Source organism: Yoonia rosea (assembly GCF_900156505.1).
Taxonomy (GTDB): domain Bacteria; phylum Pseudomonadota; class Alphaproteobacteria; order Rhodobacterales; family Rhodobacteraceae; genus Yoonia; species Yoonia rosea.
This window is the reverse complement of sequence record NZ_FTPR01000001.1, coordinates 110,752-129,649: the sequence shown is the minus strand read 5'-3', so window position 1 is coordinate 129,649 and position 18,898 is coordinate 110,752. Positions and strand designations below refer to the sequence as shown.

Below are 18,898 nucleotides of genomic sequence, written 5' to 3'. Positions count from 1 at the left end.
CAGCGAACAGCAATCCATGTTGCCCCGTTTCTTTGTTGGCGTTACCATTGAAGAGAGGGAGAAGCAGATGTCCGACACACGGCTGTCATTCAAAGAGATGTGCGCGAAATTCGACGTCACGCCGCGCACATTGCGCTATTACGAGTATATCGAACTCTTGCGGCCCGAACGCGAAGGGCGGTCGCGGTTTTATGGCGCAAAAGAACTTGCACGCATGACACTGATCCTGCGCGGACGCCGGTTCGGCTTTTCGTTGGAGGATATCCGCCAATGGCTGCTGATCTACGAACATGAGGGCACCGAGGCGCAGATGCGCGAATGGGTGACACTGGCGGACAAGCAATTGGTCGAGCTTGCTGAGCAGAAAAAGCAGCTTGAAGATACGATTGCCGAACTCCAGAATCTGCGCGACGAGACCGCAAAGACGCTCGGATAGGCAACAGCGCCCGTCAACGCGACTCAGCAGCGCGATCAAAAAAATTTGTAATTTACGGGGAAAAACACGGCGTTTTCCCCGTTTTTTTATTGCGCATGACCCTGCGTCACCTTTCCTGACCTTTCGTCAACTGAGCCGTGACGCCACGTTACGTTTACGTGCGCGTCAACTTTACTTGTATGCTGCCTATATCCTTTGCAGTTGCGTGGCATTCGTTACCCCATGCACGGAGAGATCTGAGAGATGACGACCGATACATTGAACATTCGTCAGATGTGTGACGCCTTTGATGTCACACCACGCACGCTTCGTTTTTACGAAGCCAAAGAACTGCTGTTTCCAATTCGGGAAGGCCAGCGCCGCCTTTTTACCAAACGCGACCGCGCGCGCCTGAAGCTGATTTTGCGCGGCAAACGCTTTGGCTTCTCGTTGGAAGAAATCCGCCAATTGCTTGACCTCTACCACATGGATGACGGGCAAGAGGCCCAACTGTCAAAGACCTACGTTCTTGCTGAACGCCACCTTGCCGACATGGAGGCCCAGAAGGCCGAGTTGGAAGAGGCGATTGGCGAGTTGAAAGAGCAGATGGCCTGGGGTGCTGAAAAGCTTGCCCAACTGGCCAAAGAAAAAACGGCGGCTGCCTGACACATAGGCGCCGCCCCAAAACGACCAACCGGAGACTTCAGATGCCAATCTACAATGCACCCACCAAAGACATCCAGTTTGTACTGCATGACCTGCTAAAGGTCAGCGAACAGGACATTCCAGGATTCGAGGACCTTGACCGCGACTTTACCGCCGCTGTGATCGAAGAGGCGGGCAAAGTGGCCACTGAAGTGCTGCATCCGCTGAACGTGGTCGGCGACAAAGAGGGCTGTGTGCTGGAAAACGGTGTTGTGCGCACGCCAACCGGCTTCAAAGACGCCTTCCAGCAGATGAAAGACGGCGGCTGGACCGCCATGGACTGTGACCCCGAATATGGTGGTCAGGGTCTGCCTTACGTGATGCACACGGCAGCACAGGAACCGTTTGTCTCGGCCAATATGGCATTCAACATGTATCAGGGCCTGACCCACGGCGCCTATTCGGCGATCTATGCGCACGGCTCTGACGCGCAAAAGCAGACATACCTGCCCAAGCTGACCACCTGTGAGTGGACCGGTACAATGAACCTGACCGAGCCGCATTGCGGTACCGATCTGGGCCTGATGCGCACCAAGGCCGTGCCGAACGGTGATGGATCCTACAAAATCTCTGGTCAGAAGATCTTTATCTCGGCTGGTGAGCACGACATGGCCGAAAACATCATCCACCTTGTTCTGGCCAAAATTCAGGGCGGGCCTGAGGGCATCAAAGGTGTGTCGCTCTTCATCGTCCCCAAGTTCATGGTCAACGAGGATGGCTCGCTGGGTGCACGCAACGGCGTGTCCGTGGGCAAGATCGAAGAAAAGATGGGCATCCACGGCAACTCGACCTGTGTGATGAACTATGACGAAGCGACCGGTTTCCTTGTCGGCGAAGAGCACAAGGGCATGCGCGCAATGTTCACAATGATGAACGAAGCGCGTCTGGGTGTTGGCCTGCAGGGTTATGCCCAGGCCGAAAGTGCCTATCAGAATGCCGTGGCCTATGCCAACGACCGCCTGCAAGGGCGCGATGTGACCGGTGCAAAGAACCCCGACGGGCCTGCCGATCCGCTGATCGTGCATCCTGATATCCGCCGCAACCTGATGGACCAGAAGTCATTCGTCGAGGGCGCACGCGCGTTCACATATTGGGGCGCCTATCTGATCGATCGCGCGCATAAGAACCAAGACGCGGATGCCGATGGCCTGATCTCATTGATGACGCCTGTGATCAAAGGCTTCCTCACCGACAAAGGCTTTGAATACGCCACTGCCGCCCAGCAGGTGTACGGCGGTCACGGCTATATCGAAGAATGGGGTATGTCCCAATATGCCCGCGATGCACGGATTGCGATGATCTATGAAGGCGCAAACGGTGTGCAGGCGCTCGACCTTGTGGGCCGCAAGCTGGCGCTCAATGGCGGCAAGCATGTGATGGCGTTCTTCGAGATGATCAAAACCTTCATCAAGGAAAACGAAGGCAATGAGGCCCTGAACAAGGACTTCTTGGTGCCACTCAAAGCGGCGTCAAAGGATCTTCAGGCCGCTGGCATGTACTTCATGCAGAACGCGACCAAGCCGAACAACGCGCTGTCGGGGTCATATGACTTCATGCACATGATGGGTCATGTCTGCCTTGGCCTGATGTGGGCGCGTATGGCGAAAGCGGCAATGGAAGCACTGGAAAGCGGCGCATCCGACACCGCATTCTATGAGACCAAGATCGCCACTGGCCGTTACTATATGGCCCGCCAACTGCCCGCCACTGCGATGCACCTTGCACGCATCAACACGGGCGGCGATACAATCATGGCGCTTGAGGCTGCGAACTTCTAAGCTCTCTGAGGGCGCACCGCTTTTGGTGCGCCCTCAATGGATTTCTGCCCGCAGAATTCCCCGATACGGGTTGGGAGGCCTACACTATGACCATGAAACTGCATTGTTTTGGCGAAAGCGGCCATTCGTACAAGGTCGCGATGGCGCTCTCGATGATGGATGTCGAATGGGAGCCAGTTTTCATCGACTTCTTCAAAGGCGAGAGCCGCAGCCCGGAATACCGCGAATTGAACATCATGGGCGAAGCGCCCGTGCTGGAAGACGGTGACCTGACCCTGACGCAATCGGGCGTGATCCTTGATTACCTCAGCTCAAAGACCGGCAAGATGGGCGGCCGCTCCGCCGATGCACGCCGTGAAGTGCTGCGGTGGATGTTCTTTGACAACCACAAAGTCTCGAGCATTGCTGGCGTTCTGCGGTTCCAGATGAACTATCTGCCGGAAGAGAAACGCAACGCCGATGTTATCGCCTTTCTGGCGGGGCGTCTGTCCAGCGCACTCAAAACGCTGGACGATCAGTTGAGCAATCACGCGTGGCTTGCCGGTGATGACATCACCGTCGCGGACCTGAGTTGCGCAGGCTACCTGTTTTACCCCGAGCCGTTCACATTTGACCGTGCCGATTACCCCAATATCAACCGCTGGCTTGATGCCATCGCCGCCCAGCCCGGTTGGAAACCACCTTATGAATTGATGCAGCGCGCCTTTCCTGCGCCTGCGTAACCGGAGGACACTATGACCGAAGCCTATATCTATGATGCCATCCGCACCCCGCGCGGTAAGGGCCGCAAGGACGGAAGCCTGCACGAGGTGACATCTGCGCGCCTGTCCGCGGGCGTGCTGAACGCGCTGAAAGAGCGCAACAACCTTGAGGGTCACGCCGTTGAAGATGTGATCTGGGGCAACGTCACCCAAGTCGGCGAACAGGGCGGCTGTCTTGCGCGCACGGCCGTGCTGGCCTCGGATCTGGACCAGTCCATCCCCGGTCTCGCGATCAACCGGTTCTGTGCCTCGGGCATGGAGGCCGTGAACCTCGCCGCCAACCAAGTCAAAGGCGGCGCAGGTCAGGCCTATATCGCGGGCGGCGTGGAAATGATGGGCCGTGTGGCCATGGGCTCGGACGGTGCGGCGATTGCGGTTGATCCATCCATCGCGATGGAGACCTATTTTGTCCCGCAGGGTATCTCTGCCGATATCATCGCCACCGAGTATGGTTTCAGCCGTGATGACGCCGACCAGCTGGCGATGGAAAGCCAGAAACGCGCCAAAGCCGCTTGGGATGACAAGCGCTTTGATAAATCCGTCGTCACTGTGCGCGATATCAACGGTTTGGCCATTCTGGATCACGACGAATACATGCGCCCCGAGACGAACATGCAAACTCTGGGTTCACTGAACCCTGCGTTTCAGGCCATGGGCGAAGTCATGCCCGGCTTCGACAAGGTCGCGCTGATGAAGTACCCGCACCTTGAGAAGATCAACCATATCCACCACGCCGGTAACTCATCCGGTATCGTAGATGGCGCCGCTGGCGTGCTGATCGGGTCCAAGGAATGGGGCGAGGCGATGGGCCTGAAACCGCGCGCGCGCATCAAAGCAACCGCCAAGATCGGGACCGATCCGACGATCATGCTGACAGGGCCTGTGCCCGTGACCGAGAAAATCCTCAAGGATTCTGGCATGAGCATCAGCGACATCGACCTGTTTGAGGTGAACGAGGCATTCGCTTCGGTCGTGCTGCGTTTCATGCAGGCCTTTGATGTGGACAACAGCAAGGTCAACGTCAACGGTGGCTCCATCGCCATGGGTCACCCGCTTGGTGCGACCGGTGCGATCATCATCGGCACCCTACTGGACGAGCTTGAGCGCACCGGTCAGGGCACCGGCCTTGCCACGCTCTGCATCGCCTCGGGCATGGGGGCGGCGACGATTATCGAGCGGGTGTAAGGTCATGGCGGAACGGATGGAAATCGCGGCCGAGGATATTGCGAAAGCAATCCTTGAGATCACGGGCGAGGCGCTGCTCAAAGGTGACTTTGACGCCTTCGCCGCCGTCTTTCATGTGCCGCAGCACATGGCGACCATCATCGGCCGGATCTACATGGAAACGCACGAAGACATGCGCCGCGCCTTCGATGCGATGCATCGCTGCTTTCAGGAGACCGGCGTTACCGAATTGCGCCGTGAAGTGACGGACGCCCGCTATATTTCGAACATCAGGATTGAATCCACCCATGTGGGCGAAACCCGCACTGCTGACGGCAAAATTGAAGGCCCCTACCCCGTCTTTTCGACCATCGAAAAGATCGACGGGACCTGGAAGGTCACCGGCGGCGAATACGTGATGAAGGCGGACAGCATGCAGACCCATGCCCTGTCAAAGGCCGATACCTCGGCCCGCGACGCCCTGAACTAACGAACATCTAAGCCAGCACAAACGGCTGCTGCGAAAGGAAGAACACAATGACCGATTTCACAATGACCACAGACGCAGATGGCGTCGCAACCATCGTCTGGGACACTGTCGGCAAGTCCATGAACGTGATGACCCTCGTGGCCTGGGACGACCTTGAGGCGCTTGTCGATCAGGTGTTGGCCGATGACGCCATCAAAGGCGCCATCATCACATCCGGCAAGCCCGGCAGCTTTGCAGGCGGCATGGACCTGAACGTGATTGCACAGATGAAGGACATGGCAGGCGACAACCCGGCCAAGGGTCTCTTTGACGGGATCATGAACGCTCACCGCATCATGCGCAAAATCGAACGCGCTGGCATGGACCCCAAGACCAACAAAGGCGGCAAACCCTTTGTCGCCGCCCTGCCCGGCACTGCCCTTGGCATCGGTCTCGAAATTCCGCTGTCCTGCCACCGCATCATCGCTGCCGACAACCCCAAGGCCAAGATCGGCCTGCCGGAAATCATGGTCGGCATCTTCCCCGGCGCTGGCGGCACCACCCGCCTGTCCCGCAAGCTGGGCGCCATGGCCGCATCGCCGCTGCTGCTTGAGGGCAAGCTGAACGATCCGGTCAAGGCGAAAGCCGCCGGCGTGGTGGATGAGGTTGTGCCTGCCGACGAACTGCTCTCGGCTGCCAAGGCTTGGGTCCTGTCGGAACCCAACATCGTCAAGCCTTGGGATGAAAAGGGCTACAAGATGCCCGGTGGCACCCCTTACCACCCTGCCGGCTTCATGACCTTCGTTGGTGCCTCTGCCATGGTCAACGGCAAGACCCAAGGGGTCTACCCGGCTGCCAAGGCCCTCCTCTCTGCCGTCTACGAAGGCGCAATGGTGCCATTTGACACCGCGCTCAAGATCGAAGCCCGCTGGTTCACCAATGTCCTGATGAACCCGTCTTCCTCTGCCATGATCCGCAGCCTGTTCATCAACAAAGAAGCTTTGGAAAAGGGTGCAAACCGTCCTGAAGCGCCCGACCAGAAGGTCAAAAAAGTGGGCGTCATCGGCGCGGGCATGATGGGCGCTGGTATTGCGCTGGTATCCGCTTTGGCGGGGATCGAGGTTGTGCTGATCGACAGCACGCAGGAAGCCGCCGACAAAGGCAAATCCTACACGACAGCGCATCTGGATAAGGGGATTGCTCGCAAGAAGGTGACCGAAGACAAGAAAGAGGCCGTGCTTGGCCTGATCAACGCGACCACTGATTACGACGCGCTAAAAGGCTGTGATCTGATCGTTGAGGCCGTGTTCGAAGATGTGGGCGTCAAGGCAGAGGTCACTGCCAAGGTGCAAGCCGCCACCGGCCCCGATTGCATCTTTGCAACCAACACATCGACATTGCCGATCACCGAATTGGCCAAAGCCAGCGCTGATCCAGAAAAATTCATCGGCATCCACTTCTTCAGCCCCGTGGACAAGATGCTGCTGGTCGAGATCATCAAAGGCAAAGAGACCGGCGATGTGGCCGTGGCCAAGGCGCTCGACTATGTGCGCCAAATCAAGAAGACCCCGATTGTCGTTAACGACGAACGGTTCTTCTACGCCAACCGCTGCATCATTCCTTACATCAACGAAGGTATTCGGATGGTAAAGGAAGGGGTGGAACCCGCGCTCATCGAAAACGCGGCCAAACTGGTGGGCATGCCGCTGGGCCCGCTGCAACTGGTTGATGAAACCTCTGTCGATCTGGGCGTGAAGATCGCCAAGGCGACCAAAGCTGCGGTGGGCGATGCCTACCCCGATGGCGAAGTCGATGAAGTGCTGTTCTGGATGTTCGATCAAAAGCGTCTGGGCCGCAAATCCAACGCGGGCTTTTACACCTACGACGACAAAGGCAAACGTCTGGGTCTGTGGGATGGGCTTGGAGCACAGTACCCTGTCGCCGATGAACAGCCTGATCTGATCACGGTCCAGCACCGTCTGCTGTTTGCACAGGTCCTTGAAGCCGTGCGCGCGTTGGAAGAAGGCGTTCTCGAGGACATCCGCGAAGGCGACGTCGGCGCGATCTTGGGCTGGGGCTTTGCGCCATGGTCGGGTGGCCCGTTCAGCTGGCTGGATATCATCGGCACGCCTTATGCCGCAGAGCGGTGTGATCAACTGACCGAGGAATTCGGCGCGCGTTTCACAACACCGGCCTTGCTACGTGAGATGGCCGACAAAGGACAAGAGTTCTACAAGCGCTTCGGCGCAGCAGCCCAAGCGGCCTAACGGATCATGGCGCATTCCGGTCTCGGGATGCGCCACTCCGGTTTGCATTCAATATCAATATGTTGCACTGCATAGTCGATACCGGCAGGTTAGACATCCGCGCCGCATCCGCGCAAACACTTAGCAATATGTCTAAGTTTTTTGCAAAGGCACCGAACAAGTACCGTCTTATTCTGTGCCAATTCAGACTTCCCAACGCAACGACATAGCGCAATACTCAGCCTTCAAAGGCAATCTGCGGGAGGGCAGCATGGGTTGGATGCGCGATGAAACCGGGCTCGAAAAGCGGGCGGCAAATTATGTGCCGCTGACGCCTTTGTCGCATTTGCAGCGCGCGGCGCTGATCTTTGCCGATCGCGAAGCGGTGGTGTACGGCAAGACCCGCCTGACCTATGCACAATACTATCGGCGCGTCTCGCGGTTGGCCTCGGCCCTGACCAAGGTTGGTGTGCAACCGGGTGACGTGGTTGCGACACTTCTTCCCAATATCCCCGCGCAATCCGAAGCGGCCTTCGGTGTTCCTGCCTGTGGTGCGGTGCTGAACACAATCAACACCCGTCTGGATGTGGATACGGTGGCGTATATCTTTGACCATGGAGAAGCCAAGGTCGCCTTGGTAGACAGCCAGTTCCTGCCACTTGCCATGGCCGCAGCGGACCTGATGGAGGGCCCCGCCCCGATCATCATCGAAGTGCCTGATGATCAGGCCGGGGTCCATGCAATCGGCGCGCAGCAGAATTACGAAGATTTTCTCGCGACAGGAGATCCCGATTTTGCTTGGATCCTGCCTGAGGACGAATGGGAAAGCCTCGCGCTGAATTATACATCCGGCACCACTGGCCGCCCCAAAGGCGTGGTTTATCACCACCGCGGTGCATACCTGATGACGATGGGTACACCAATCAGCTGGGAGTTGCCGCTCTTTTTGCGCTATTTGCAAATCGTCCCGCTCTTTCACTGCAACGGCTGGAACCACACGTGGATGCTACCCGCCTTGGGCGGCACAGCGATCTGTTGTCGCGATATTACGGCCAAGGCAATCTATGACGCGATTGGCGATGAAAAGATCACGCATTTTGGCGGCGCGCCAATTGTGCTCAATTTGCTGGTAAACGCGAAAGACGCCGATCGCCGTACCTTTGATCATGTGGTTGAGGTCTTTACCGCAGGCGCGCCCCCTGCCCCTGCAACGCTGGCCGCGATCGGCAAACTAGGGTTCAACGTGAAACAGGTCTACGGGCTGACCGAGACATACGGGCACGTGACGGAATGTATCTGGGATGACGCATGGGATGCACTGCCCGAAGCAGATCAGGCAGCGATCAAGGCACGCCAAGGCGTCGGTTTTCCGATCATGGAAGATGTAACAGTGGTCGATGATCACATGCGGCAAGTCCCGCGTGACGGGGCCACCCAAGGCGAGATCGTGATGCGCGGCAACGCTGTGATGAAAGGCTATCTCAAAAACCCCCAGGCCACGGAAAAGGCCTTTGCAGGCGGGTATTTCCACTCCGAAGACCTCGCCATCCAGCACCCGGGCGGGGCGATGCAAATCTCGGACCGTGCCAAGGACATAATCATTTCCGGCGGCGAGAATATCAGTTCGGTCGAAGTCGAGGGTGCACTGATGCACCACCCGGCAGTGAACCTTTGTGCAGTGGTCGCCAAGCCGGACGAGAAATGGGGCGAAGTCCCCTGTGCTTTTGTCGAACTGAAGGATGGCGCCAGCGCGGAAGAAGCAGATATCATCGCATTTACGCGAACACGATTGGCAGGGTTCAAATGCCCCAAGAAAGTCGTGTTCCAAGAGCTGCCCAAAACATCGACCGGAAAAATCCAGAAGTTTGAACTCCGCAATCTGGCGAAGACGTTTTAGGCAAGCGGCAGGATGCCTCCGGCGGAAGTTTGATTGGACATGGAAAATCAAGGCTTCGTTAACCACACAACACTAGACTCGCGGCTACGGTACAGGCGGAAGCGTCGATGACCGTGACGTGGAAAGTCGCGCTGGCGGGGATCTGAAAAGATCAGCCTGGACCGGGCAACCTGCCAGCGCGCAACCTTTCTACTTTCCATGTCCAATCAAACTTCCGCCGGAGGCATCAGGTCGTGCAGCGCATGATGCCATCAGCCGGTTGTTTCCGACATGACAACCCAGTCCGAAATCGGTACGCTGTGACCAAAAGGGCATAGAGCAGATGACGGCACTGGACCGATATGTACGGCTGGAAAGCGAAGCGCTCTGGCGGTCTGAGCCGGAGGGCCAGCGCCGCGATGTCACGCTGTCATTCGGTGATGCAACACTTGTGATTGCAGATGCCACAGGGCGTCCACTGGCCCATTGGTCGCTGCCCGCGTTGATCCGGCAAAACCCTGACGAGAGCCCCGCGATCTATGCGCCCGATGAAGAGGCCAGCGAGATACTGGAAATCGCCGACAGCACCATGATCGAGGCGATCGAGGAGGTACGCAAAGCTTTGGCAAAGTCGCGGCCTCATCCGGGGACTTTGCGCCATTGGCTGACAGCCGGTCTGATCGTCGTGACCTTGCTTTTGGCCATTTTCTGGTTGCCCGGTGCACTGACACGGCAGACCCTTGCCGTCGTGCCCGCCCCCAAGCGTATGGAGATCGGAACCAAACTTCTGGGTTATGTACAGGAAGAGACCGGCGCAGCCTGTCAGGCGCCCCGGGCAAATGCGGCAGCAGGGCGTCTGGCGCGGCGGCTGTTCGGGGCACAGACCGTCGCGCGGATCGTCGTTGTGCCCGAGCTAGCGCAAGGCGCATTGGCTTTGCCAGGTGGCATCGTCGCGCTGGATTATGGGGTGTTGCAGCTTTCGGATGATCCGGCCGTTGCGGCGGGTTTTATTCTTGCCGCGCGCGCCTCGGTTCTGCATATGGATCCGCTGGAAGCTTTGCTGCAACAGGCCGGACTTGGCACCACATTCCGTCTGCTGACGACCGGCGAAATCCCCGATGCAATCCTGCGCGACAATGCGGCAACTCTGCTGGCAGGCCCTGCGGCAACACCAGATGCCGCAGTTTTAAGCCAGACGCTGGCCGCAGCGCAGATACCTCAAGGCCCCTATCTGGCCGCAGCAGATGCCCGCAGTGGCAATATGCCGGACCTCGGCCCTGATCCGCTTGAGGGTCAGACCGTCCCCCTCATCCTGACAGATAGCGACTGGGTCAGCCTACAGAATATCTGCAATATCTAGCCGTTACTTTGTCCCGAACATCCGGTCACCAGCATCGCCAAGGCCCGGCACGATATAACCTTTCTCGTTGAGATGGCTATCAATTGCAGCTGTCACAATCGGGACATCGGGATGCGCCTCGCGCATGCGCGCAATCCCTTCGGGTGCGGCCAGCAGGCAAAGGAACCGGATGTTCGTGGCCCCGGCCTGTTTCAAAAGGTCGATCGCGGCCACAGATGAATTGCCGGTCGCCAGCATCGGATCGACGGCAATGACCAAGCGGTCTTCGAGCTCTGTCGGCACCTTGAAATAATACTGTACCGGCTTGAGTGTTTCCTCGTCGCGATACAGTCCGACGAAACCGACGCGGGCGGACGGGATCAACTCCAACACACCATCCAAAAGCCCGTTCCCCGCCCGCAGGATCGACACAAGTGCCAGCTTCTTGCCGTCAATCACCGGCGCATCCATTGGCTCCAGCGGCGTGTCGATACGTTTGGTTGTCATCGGCAGGCCACGGGTCACCTCATAGGCCAGCAACTGGCTGATTTCGCGCAACAACTGGCGGAACAAGGCCGTCGATGTATCGCTTTGGCGCATCAATGTCAGCTTATGCTGGACCAACGGGTGGGTGACGTGTGTGACGTGTTCGGTCATGGGGTGGGCTCCAGTCTTTTGGCAATGCGGGCTTTGGTGTCGTCATCGCAGAACGCGGCGGCAATGGCAGTTTCATTCAGCGCTTTGAAGTCGTCTTCGTCCCAACCAAAGGTCCGGTGAAGCATCTCGTATTCGTCGGTCATTGTTGTGTGAAAAAAGGGCGGATCGTCTGTTGAAACAGTCACTTTCACACCGGCGTCACGCAGCTTCGCAATCGGGTGGCTGTCCCAGTCTTTGACAGCTTTCAGAACCACATTCGATCCGGGACAGACCTCGAGTACGATGTCTTTCTCGGCAATTTCTTCAATCAGCGCAGGATCGCTTATCGCCCCGATCCCGTGACCAATCCGCGCGACCTTCAGATCGCGCAGGGTCTCGGCAACCATCGCCGCCCCACCCCATTCGCCCGCATGGCAGGTCAACGGCATTCCCGCTTCGCGTGCCATGTCAAAGCTGTAACTGTAATCACCGGGGCGTCCGACCATTTCACCACCGGCCATGCCGTAACCCACGATGAAATCACCGTAAGTTTCGGCGGCGCAGCGTGCGGCGGGCTTGCAGGCCTCGGGCCCGAAATGGCGGATCCCTGTCACGATCCCCTTCAGCGTGATCCCCAGCGTCTCTTCCGCCTCGGCTGCTGCATCTTCCATCGCGGCGAGATAGTCTCTCCAAGCGGCCAGATCGCCACCGCCGCAAAAATCGGGGGACACGAAAGTTTCCATATAGACCACACCGTGAAAGGCTGTTTCTTCCAGCACGGCCATGGTGAGGCGACGGAAATCCTCAGGCGTTTGCAACGTCGTGCAAGCCGCCTCATAAACCTTCAGGAAATGGTCGAAATCGCGGAAGGCATAGCCGCCGTCGGCCGTGAATATCTTGCTGATGTCGATCTTCTTTTCAGCCGCCAGCCCTTTGATAAAATCCGGCGGCGCGCAACCTTCGAGATGTGTATGCAGCTCGACTTTGGGGAGAGTGCGAAAACTCATAGAAAGCTCTTTCCTTGGCCTGCGTAAGGCACATTCAAATGGGCGGCAACGGTGGCGGCCACGTCAACAAATTGCAGCTGGCCCAACGCGCGCGCGCCCAATCCATGCACCAAAACCGGAACACGTTCACGGGTGTGATCAGTGCCAGCCCATGTGGGGTCATTGCCATGGTCTGCGGTGACGATCAACAGATCATCGGGTTTCAATTTGGGCAAAAGTGCCGCCAGTTCCCCGTCAAACCACTGCAAATGGTCGCGGTATCCTGCCGCGTCGCGCCGATGGCCGTATTCGCTATCGAATTCGACCAGATTGGCAAAGACGAAGGCCCCGTCCACCGCCGCGTCGGCCAGATCGTGGATATGCTCCATCAGGGCCGCATCCCGCCCTTTGCGCAGATCATCAATCCCCCGCATCGAGAAGATATCGCCGATTTTGCCCACTGCGTGCACAGTGCGTCCCGCATCATGGACATAGTCGCAAATCGTGGGTGAAGGCGGTGCAATCGCAAAATCCTTGCGGTTGGCGGTGCGTTTGAAATTGCCGACTTCGCCAAGGAACGGGCGGGCGATGACCCGCCCGACACGCATGTCATGCACGGTGGGGGCAAGATCATGGCAGAGCTTGATCAGCCGCTCCAACCCGAACGCCTCTTCATGGGCGGCGATCTGCAGCACGCTGTCGGCCGATGTATAACAAATCGGCCAGCCCGTGCGCAGATGCGCTTCGCCCTCTTCATCCAGCACCGCTGTGCCAGACGCATGACGATTGCCGAGGATGCCTTCGGTGCCCGCCAATTCACAGATCAGCGCGGTCAGTTCGGGCGGGAAGGCAGGATCGGTATCCGGAAACACATGCCAGTCCCAGGGCACAGGCACACCGGCGAGTTCCCAATGGCCCGAGGGCGTGTCTTTCCCGCGTGAGATTTCCGTCGCAGCGCCCCATGCGCCTGTTGGCGTGACGTCCAATCCGGCAGGTGCCTCGCCACAGGCAAGCTTTACCGCAGCACCCAAACCCAGCGCCGCCAATGTCGGCACATTGAGGCCAACATCCCGCGCAATGTGACCGACGGTATTGGCACCTGTATCGGGCAGTTGACCATTGAAAAACTGGTCTGCGTCAGGTGCCCCTCCGATCCCGACGCTGTCAATGACGATCAAAAAGGCGCGTGGCATCACGTAATTCCTTCAATAACCAGCGGGCCGGGAGTGACCGCATCGCCAATCGTCACAGCGGCCTGAACGGCCATCGCACCGGCAATCGCCGCATCTTCGTCGGCGGCATGCACTACGCAAAGCGGATCGCCGCGCGAGACTCTAGCACCAAGCCGGACGACCTCGGTCAAGCCCACCGCCGGATTGACCTGATCGGTCTCAACATTCCGCCCGCCACCCAAGGCCACAACCGCCAGTCCCAGCGCCTCTCCGTCAATGGCCGCGATATAGCCCGACGCAGGCGCGGTTACGTCGCCGACAACGGGCGCCTTGGGCAAATGTGTATGCCAGTCCTGCGCCATATCGGGCGGACCGCCCAAGGCCGCAATCATCTGTGAAAACCGCTCCATCGCGGCACCGCTGCTGAGGGCCTCCTTGACGCGCTGCACGGCAGCGGCGGTCTCTTCGCCCTGCATCATCAACAGCTGGGTACACAGCCCGACGGTCAGGTCATAGAGCCGCGGTGCGACCTCTGTATTGCCCGCCAGTACCTCCATACAGATTGCCACCTCAACCGCATTGCCCAGCGCAGGGGCCAGAGGTTCGTTCATATCCGTAATCATCGCCGCCGTGGTACACCCCGCGCCATTGGCGGCAGTCACCAGCGCCCGTGCCAGCGCACGCGCCTCTTCATGCGTTTTCATAAACGCACCCGAGCCGCATTTGACATCGAGGATCAGGCTATCCAGCCCCGCCGCCAGCTTTTTGGACAGGATCGACGCTGTGATCAGGTCAATGCTCTCGACGGTCGCCGTCACATCGCGGACCGCGTAAAGGCGGCGGTCGGCAGGGGCAATCTGGCCGGTCGCACTGACAATCGCGCAACCCACCTCGCGGGTGATCAGGCGCAACTGCTTTTCAGAGACGTTGATGTTTACACCCGGGATCGCCTCAAGCTTGTCCAGAGTACCGCCGGTATGGCCCAGACCACGCCCTGAGATCATCGGGACATAGACGCCGCAGGCCGCCAGCACCGGCGCAAGGATCAGCGACACACAATCGCCCACGCCGCCGGTTGAATGCTTGTCAATCACGGGACCGGGCAAATCCCATGTCATTACGTCGCCACTGTCGCGCATCCCGATGGTCAGTGCCGTGCGCCCCGCATCACCAAGCCCGTTCAACACCACCGCCATGGCAAAAGCACCCGCTTGCGCATCACTGACCGCACCGCTGGCCAACCCTTTGGCGAACCATGTCAACTCGTCCTGCGTGGGGGCCTTCTTGTCCCTGACTGCGGCGATGATGGCGCGGGCGTCCATGTCAGACGCGGCTCATATAGTCTGCGTCGAAACTGCCCGGCAACAGGGTTGCGACCGTGGTTTCATGCACGATTCCATCGGTTGTCGTCAGGGTCACTTTGACATCGCCCTTGGCGAACTCCGCAATCTTCTGGCGGCATCCACCACAAGGGCTGACGGGTTTGGGGCTGTCCGCGATCACAGCGATTTCGGCGATGGCAGTATCACCTGCCGCAATCATCGCGGCAATCGCGCCAGCCTCGGCGCAGGTGCCTTCGGGATAGGCCACGTTTTCGACGTTGCAGCCGACATGCACAGCACCGGACGTGGCCCGCAGCGCCGCCCCTACCTTGAATTTCGAATATGGTGCATAGGCGTTTTCGCGAACCGCGCGCGCGTGATCAATCAATGACATGAGGCCTCCGGTATCAATGGCGTCCAGAGTGTGACGGGAGGCGGCCGGATGCAAGAGGCTTAGGTCGTCGTAAAGACGCCTGGCAAGGTGACTTCGAGCAGTTCCAGATCATCCGATGGATCAGCGTAACGCGTCTGCATGCCAGGCGGGATCACAAAGGCATCACCGGGCGACAAGGTGAACGTGTCTTTGCCCTCTCCTTCCAATGTCATCGTGCCTTCCATGACAAACGTAAAATGAATGTCGGCATCATGGCTGGCCCAGACCGGATCGCCTGTCCCTTTGCGCAGGACATTCACGCCTGCCACGCCTTTGGTATTGGTCGCAATGGTCGTATCACGCGCGATAAAACCAGACAGACGCGCAGGACCCCATGTGGCCTTTGCCCCTTCGTTGAAGACAAACCTCTGTCCCTGCCATTCACGGTCAGGCCGCAGGTGCGGGGTGGGCAATGTCATGTCGTGATCAATCTCAGTGATGTGTTCTGCGGGCACACCGATTTCGATCACCTCGATCCCGTCCGAGGCTTCCAGCACGCGGTGGCGGATTTCGGGGGGCTGGATAAAGCAATCACCTGCGGTCAGGCGGATCGGTGGGCCTTGGTCCTCATAGACCACATCGACCCAGCCACGGTAGCAGAAGATCAGCTGAAACCCGACCTTGTGAAAATGCACCATATCCGGAACGGGCCCGCCATCCGGAATACGAATGTGGCTGGCAATGATCGACCCGCCCAATCGGGTCGGGATCAGGTCACGGTATTGCATCCCTGCGCGGCCAATTACCCAGGGCGCCTGATCGGCAAGCCGGCGGACGACAAAGGCGTGATCGGTTGGCGGCAGTTCCAAGGGCGGGTGCAGCGGATGCACCTCAACCCGTGTGCCACCGGGGGATGTCAGCCTCTTTTGCCCATCCGCAAATCCTGCATCATCCGTCAGAATACGCAGCAGGCCGGGGCGATCGCCGGTGCCTTGATCAAGCCGCACCCGCACACCGTGACCGGAATAGACCGCGACAGAGGGGTCATCAGCAGGATAAATCATATCCAGCCGCATCCCCAAGGTGCCGCCGAAAAACCCAAGATCAGCACGCAAGTCTGTTGTCGGCAGGCACAGTTCGGCGCGTATTTCATTCGGCTCTGTCATGTTTTGCACCCTGTCCTTGTCGCAAAATATTTGCAAGACTAGGTGCTACGCAATTGACCCCGCGCTGCGCTTTCCGTAGGGACAAGGGAAAATGGTTTAACGTTAAACCATATTTGGAGGACGCTATGACAGACGATGCAAAAGATAGCCTGAGAGAGGCCGCACTTCACTATCATAAGTACCCCAAGCCCGGAAAACTCGAAATCCGCGCCACAAAGCCGCTGGCCACAGGCCGCGACCTTGCGCGCGCCTATTCCCCCGGTGTTGCCGAGGCCTGTATCGAGATCAAGAATGATCCCGACACCGCTCGCGACTATACCTCGCGCGGCAATCTGGTGGCGGTTGTCACCAATGGCACGGCCGTCTTGGGCCTTGGCAATATCGGCGCGCTGGCATCCAAGCCGGTGATGGAAGGCAAGGCGGTTCTGTTCAAGAAATTCGCCAATATCGATTGCTTTGATATCGAACTGAACGAACCCGACCCGGAAAAGCTTGCCGATATCGTTTGCGCGCTCGAGCCCACATTCGGCGCGATCAACCTTGAAGACATCAAGGCCCCTGATTGCTTTATCGTCGAGAAAATCTGCCGCGAGCGGATGAATATCCCCGTCTTCCACGATGACCAGCACGGCACGGCGATTGTTGTGGGTGCTGCGGCCACCAACGCGCTACGGATCGCTGGCAAGAAATTCGAAGACATCAAAATCGTCAGCACAGGCGGCGGCGCGGCCGGCATCGCCTGCCTGAATATGCTGCTGAAACTGGGCGTGAAGCGCGAGAACGTTTATCTTTGCGATATCGAGGGCCTTGTCTACGCAGGCCGCGAAAAAGACATGACGCCACAAAAGGCCGAATACGCCCAAGGCGCAACGGCCAAGACACTGGACGACGTGATCGCGGATGCTGACCTGTTTCTTGGCCTCTCCGGCCCCGGCGTTCTCAAGCCCGAGATGGTTGCTAAAATGGCCGAGCGGCCAATTATTTTTGCATTGGCCAACCCCAACCCTGAAATTGATCCCGAAGCGGCGCGTGCGGTCAATCCCGACGCGATCATCGCCACGGGACGCAGTGATTTCCCGAACCAGGTCAACAACGTCTTGTGCTTTCCGTTCATCTTCCGCGGGGCGCTGGACGTCGGCGCGACCGAGATCAACGACGAGATGAAAATCGCCTGCGTTGAAGGCATCGCAGCACTTGCCCGCGCCACGACAAGCGCCGAAGCCGCCGCCGCCTATCAAGGCGAGAAGCTCACTTTCGGGGCCGATTATCTGATCCCGAAACCCTTTGATCCGCGCCTGATGGGTGTTGTCGCCAGCGCCGTCGCCGGAGCAGCAATCGAAACCGGTGTCGCCACCCGCCCTGTCGACGATATGAAGGCCTACAAGGCTGCGCTTGACGGTTCCGTCTTCAAGTCTGCCATGATCATGCGCCCCGTGTTCGAGGCCGCGCGCACAGTCACCCGCCAGATCGTCTTTGCCGAAGGCGAGGACGAGCGCGTACTGCGTGCGTCTCAGGCGATTATGGAAGAAACCACCGACACACCAATCCTGATCGGCCGCCCCGAGGTGATCGCGGCGCGCTGCGAACGCGCGGGCCTGAAAATCAGACCGGGTGTGGATTTCAGTATCGTGAACCCTCAGGACGACCCGCGCTATCGGGATTATTGGGGCACATATCACGATCTGATGGCTCGCAGGGGGGTGACCCCTGATCTGGCCAAGGCCGTGATGCGCACCAACAGCACCGCGATTGCCGCCGTCATGGTGCACCGTGGCGAAGCCGACAGCATGATCTGCGGCACCTTTGGCCAGTATCTCTGGCACCTCAACTACGTCAGTCAGGTGCTGGGCACTGACGGCTATCACCCCATTGCGGGTCTGTCGCTGATGATCCTTGAGGATGGCCCGCTCTTTATTGCCGACACCCAAGTGCATCCCGAACCCACGCCCGCACAAATCGCCGAGACGGTGATCGGGGCGGCACGGCACGTGCGCCGCTTTGGTGTTGATCCGAAAATCGCACTGTGTTCGCACAGCCAGTTCGGCAACCTTGAAAGCGACAGCGGACGCCGGATGCGCGCGGCGATGGAAATCCTCGACAGCGCGCCACGTGATTTTGCCTATGAGGGCGAAATGCATGTCGATGCCGCGTTGGATGTGGAACTGCGCAACCGCGTCTTCCCTGCGGCGCACCTGCCGGGCGCTGCAAACACGCTTGTGTTTGCCAACACAGATGCCGCCTCTGGCGTGCGCAATATCCTGAAGATGAAGGGGGGCGGGCTCGAGGTCGGGCCGATCCTGATGGGGATGGGCAACCGCTGTCATATTGTGACACCATCCATCACCGCGCGCGGCCTTTTGAACATGTCCGCCATCGCAGGGACACCCGTGGCGCATTACGGCTAGTCAAGTTTTTGACTAGATCGGTCATTTGCGCCGCAGCGATGCTTGCAGAGGCTTGACCCGAACCGTAACAATCCTGCCAATACGT

General features: G+C 58.7%; 16 protein-coding genes. 10 read left to right on the top strand and 6 right to left on the bottom strand.

Annotation, left to right across the window (positions count from 1 at the left end):
* Positions 1-67: 67 nt before the first annotated feature.
* The 9 genes from B0B09_RS00620 to B0B09_RS00580 all read left to right on the top strand — a co-directional run bounded on the left by B0B09_RS00620 (position 68) and on the right by B0B09_RS00580 (position 10,774).
* Positions 68-436, top strand: coding sequence for a MerR family transcriptional regulator (locus tag B0B09_RS00620; RefSeq protein ID WP_076659712.1), 369 nt, complete (start codon positions 68-70; stop codon positions 434-436).
* Between the two features lie 243 nt (positions 437-679).
* Positions 680-1,081 carry a MerR family transcriptional regulator gene (locus B0B09_RS00615; protein ID WP_055291968.1) on the top strand — a complete coding sequence of 134 codons (402 nt, stop codon included), beginning with the start codon at positions 680-682 and terminating at the stop codon, positions 1,079-1,081.
* Between the two features lie 41 nt (positions 1,082-1,122).
* A complete protein-coding gene (locus tag B0B09_RS00610; protein ID WP_076657927.1) occupies positions 1,123-2,898 on the top strand; it encodes an acyl-CoA dehydrogenase C-terminal domain-containing protein in 1,776 nt (591 codons plus the stop codon).
* Positions 2,899-2,984: 86 nt separating this feature from the next.
* Positions 2,985-3,620 carry a glutathione S-transferase family protein gene (locus tag B0B09_RS00605; protein ID WP_076657926.1) on the top strand — a complete coding sequence of 212 codons (636 nt, stop codon included), beginning with the start codon at positions 2,985-2,987 and terminating at the stop codon, positions 3,618-3,620.
* A 12-nt stretch (positions 3,621-3,632) separates the two neighbouring features.
* Positions 3,633-4,844: an acetyl-CoA C-acetyltransferase gene (locus B0B09_RS00600; protein WP_076657925.1), complete on the top strand. Its 1,212-nt coding sequence runs from the start codon at positions 3,633-3,635 to the stop codon at positions 4,842-4,844.
* A gap of 4 nt (positions 4,845-4,848) precedes the next feature.
* Positions 4,849-5,313 (top strand): hypothetical protein, encoded by a 465-nt coding sequence (locus B0B09_RS00595; protein ID WP_131824975.1) that lies wholly within the window; start codon positions 4,849-4,851, stop codon positions 5,311-5,313.
* 47 nt (positions 5,314-5,360) lie between these two features.
* Positions 5,361-7,559 carry a 3-hydroxyacyl-CoA dehydrogenase NAD-binding domain-containing protein gene (locus tag B0B09_RS00590; RefSeq protein WP_076657923.1) on the top strand — a complete coding sequence of 733 codons (2,199 nt, stop codon included), beginning with the start codon at positions 5,361-5,363 and terminating at the stop codon, positions 7,557-7,559.
* Positions 7,560-7,809: 250 nt separating this feature from the next.
* The gene (locus tag B0B09_RS00585; protein ID WP_076657922.1) at positions 7,810-9,435 is read left to right on the top strand and encodes an AMP-binding protein; all 1,626 of its coding nucleotides are present in this window, start codon (positions 7,810-7,812) and stop codon (positions 9,433-9,435) included.
* A 322-nt stretch (positions 9,436-9,757) separates the two neighbouring features.
* Entirely contained in the window at positions 9,758-10,774 is a 1,017-nt protein-coding gene (locus B0B09_RS00580; protein ID WP_076657921.1) for a hypothetical protein, read from the top strand.
* A gap of 3 nt (positions 10,775-10,777) precedes the next feature.
* Here B0B09_RS00580 and upp read toward each other — a convergent pair whose 3' ends face one another.
* From upp to B0B09_RS00550, 6 genes are read right to left on the bottom strand one after another with little or no spacing between them, the layout of a single operon-like run.
* Complete coding sequence (gene upp, locus B0B09_RS00575) at positions 10,778-11,410, bottom strand: uracil phosphoribosyltransferase (RefSeq protein ID WP_055687732.1); 633 nt, start codon at positions 11,408-11,410, stop codon at positions 10,778-10,780.
* A complete protein-coding gene (locus B0B09_RS00570) occupies positions 11,407-12,396 on the bottom strand; it encodes an adenosine deaminase (RefSeq protein WP_076657920.1) in 990 nt (329 codons plus the stop codon). Before B0B09_RS00570 ends, upp begins: the two co-directional genes overlap by 4 nt.
* On the bottom strand, positions 12,393-13,568 hold the full coding sequence (locus B0B09_RS00565) for a phosphopentomutase (RefSeq protein ID WP_076657919.1): 1,176 nt from the start codon (positions 13,566-13,568) through the stop codon (positions 12,393-12,395). Before B0B09_RS00565 ends, B0B09_RS00570 begins: the two co-directional genes overlap by 4 nt.
* The gene (locus tag B0B09_RS00560) at positions 13,568-14,869 is read right to left on the bottom strand and encodes a thymidine phosphorylase (RefSeq protein ID WP_076657918.1); all 1,302 of its coding nucleotides are present in this window, start codon (positions 14,867-14,869) and stop codon (positions 13,568-13,570) included. Before B0B09_RS00560 ends, B0B09_RS00565 begins: the two co-directional genes overlap by 1 nt.
* A gap of 1 nt (position 14,870) precedes the next feature.
* A complete protein-coding gene (locus B0B09_RS00555; RefSeq protein ID WP_076657917.1) occupies positions 14,871-15,317 on the bottom strand; it encodes a cytidine deaminase in 447 nt (148 codons plus the stop codon).
* A gap of 5 nt (positions 15,318-15,322) precedes the next feature.
* Positions 15,323-16,408, bottom strand: a complete 1,086-nt coding sequence (locus B0B09_RS00550; RefSeq protein ID WP_076657916.1) for a cupin domain-containing protein — start codon at positions 16,406-16,408, stop codon at positions 15,323-15,325.
* A gap of 125 nt (positions 16,409-16,533) precedes the next feature.
* Here B0B09_RS00550 and B0B09_RS00545 point away from each other — a divergent pair, with 125 nt between their 5' ends.
* The gene (locus B0B09_RS00545) at positions 16,534-18,813 is read left to right on the top strand and encodes an NADP-dependent malic enzyme (protein ID WP_076657915.1); all 2,280 of its coding nucleotides are present in this window, start codon (positions 16,534-16,536) and stop codon (positions 18,811-18,813) included.
* Positions 18,814-18,898: the final 85 nt, after the last annotated feature.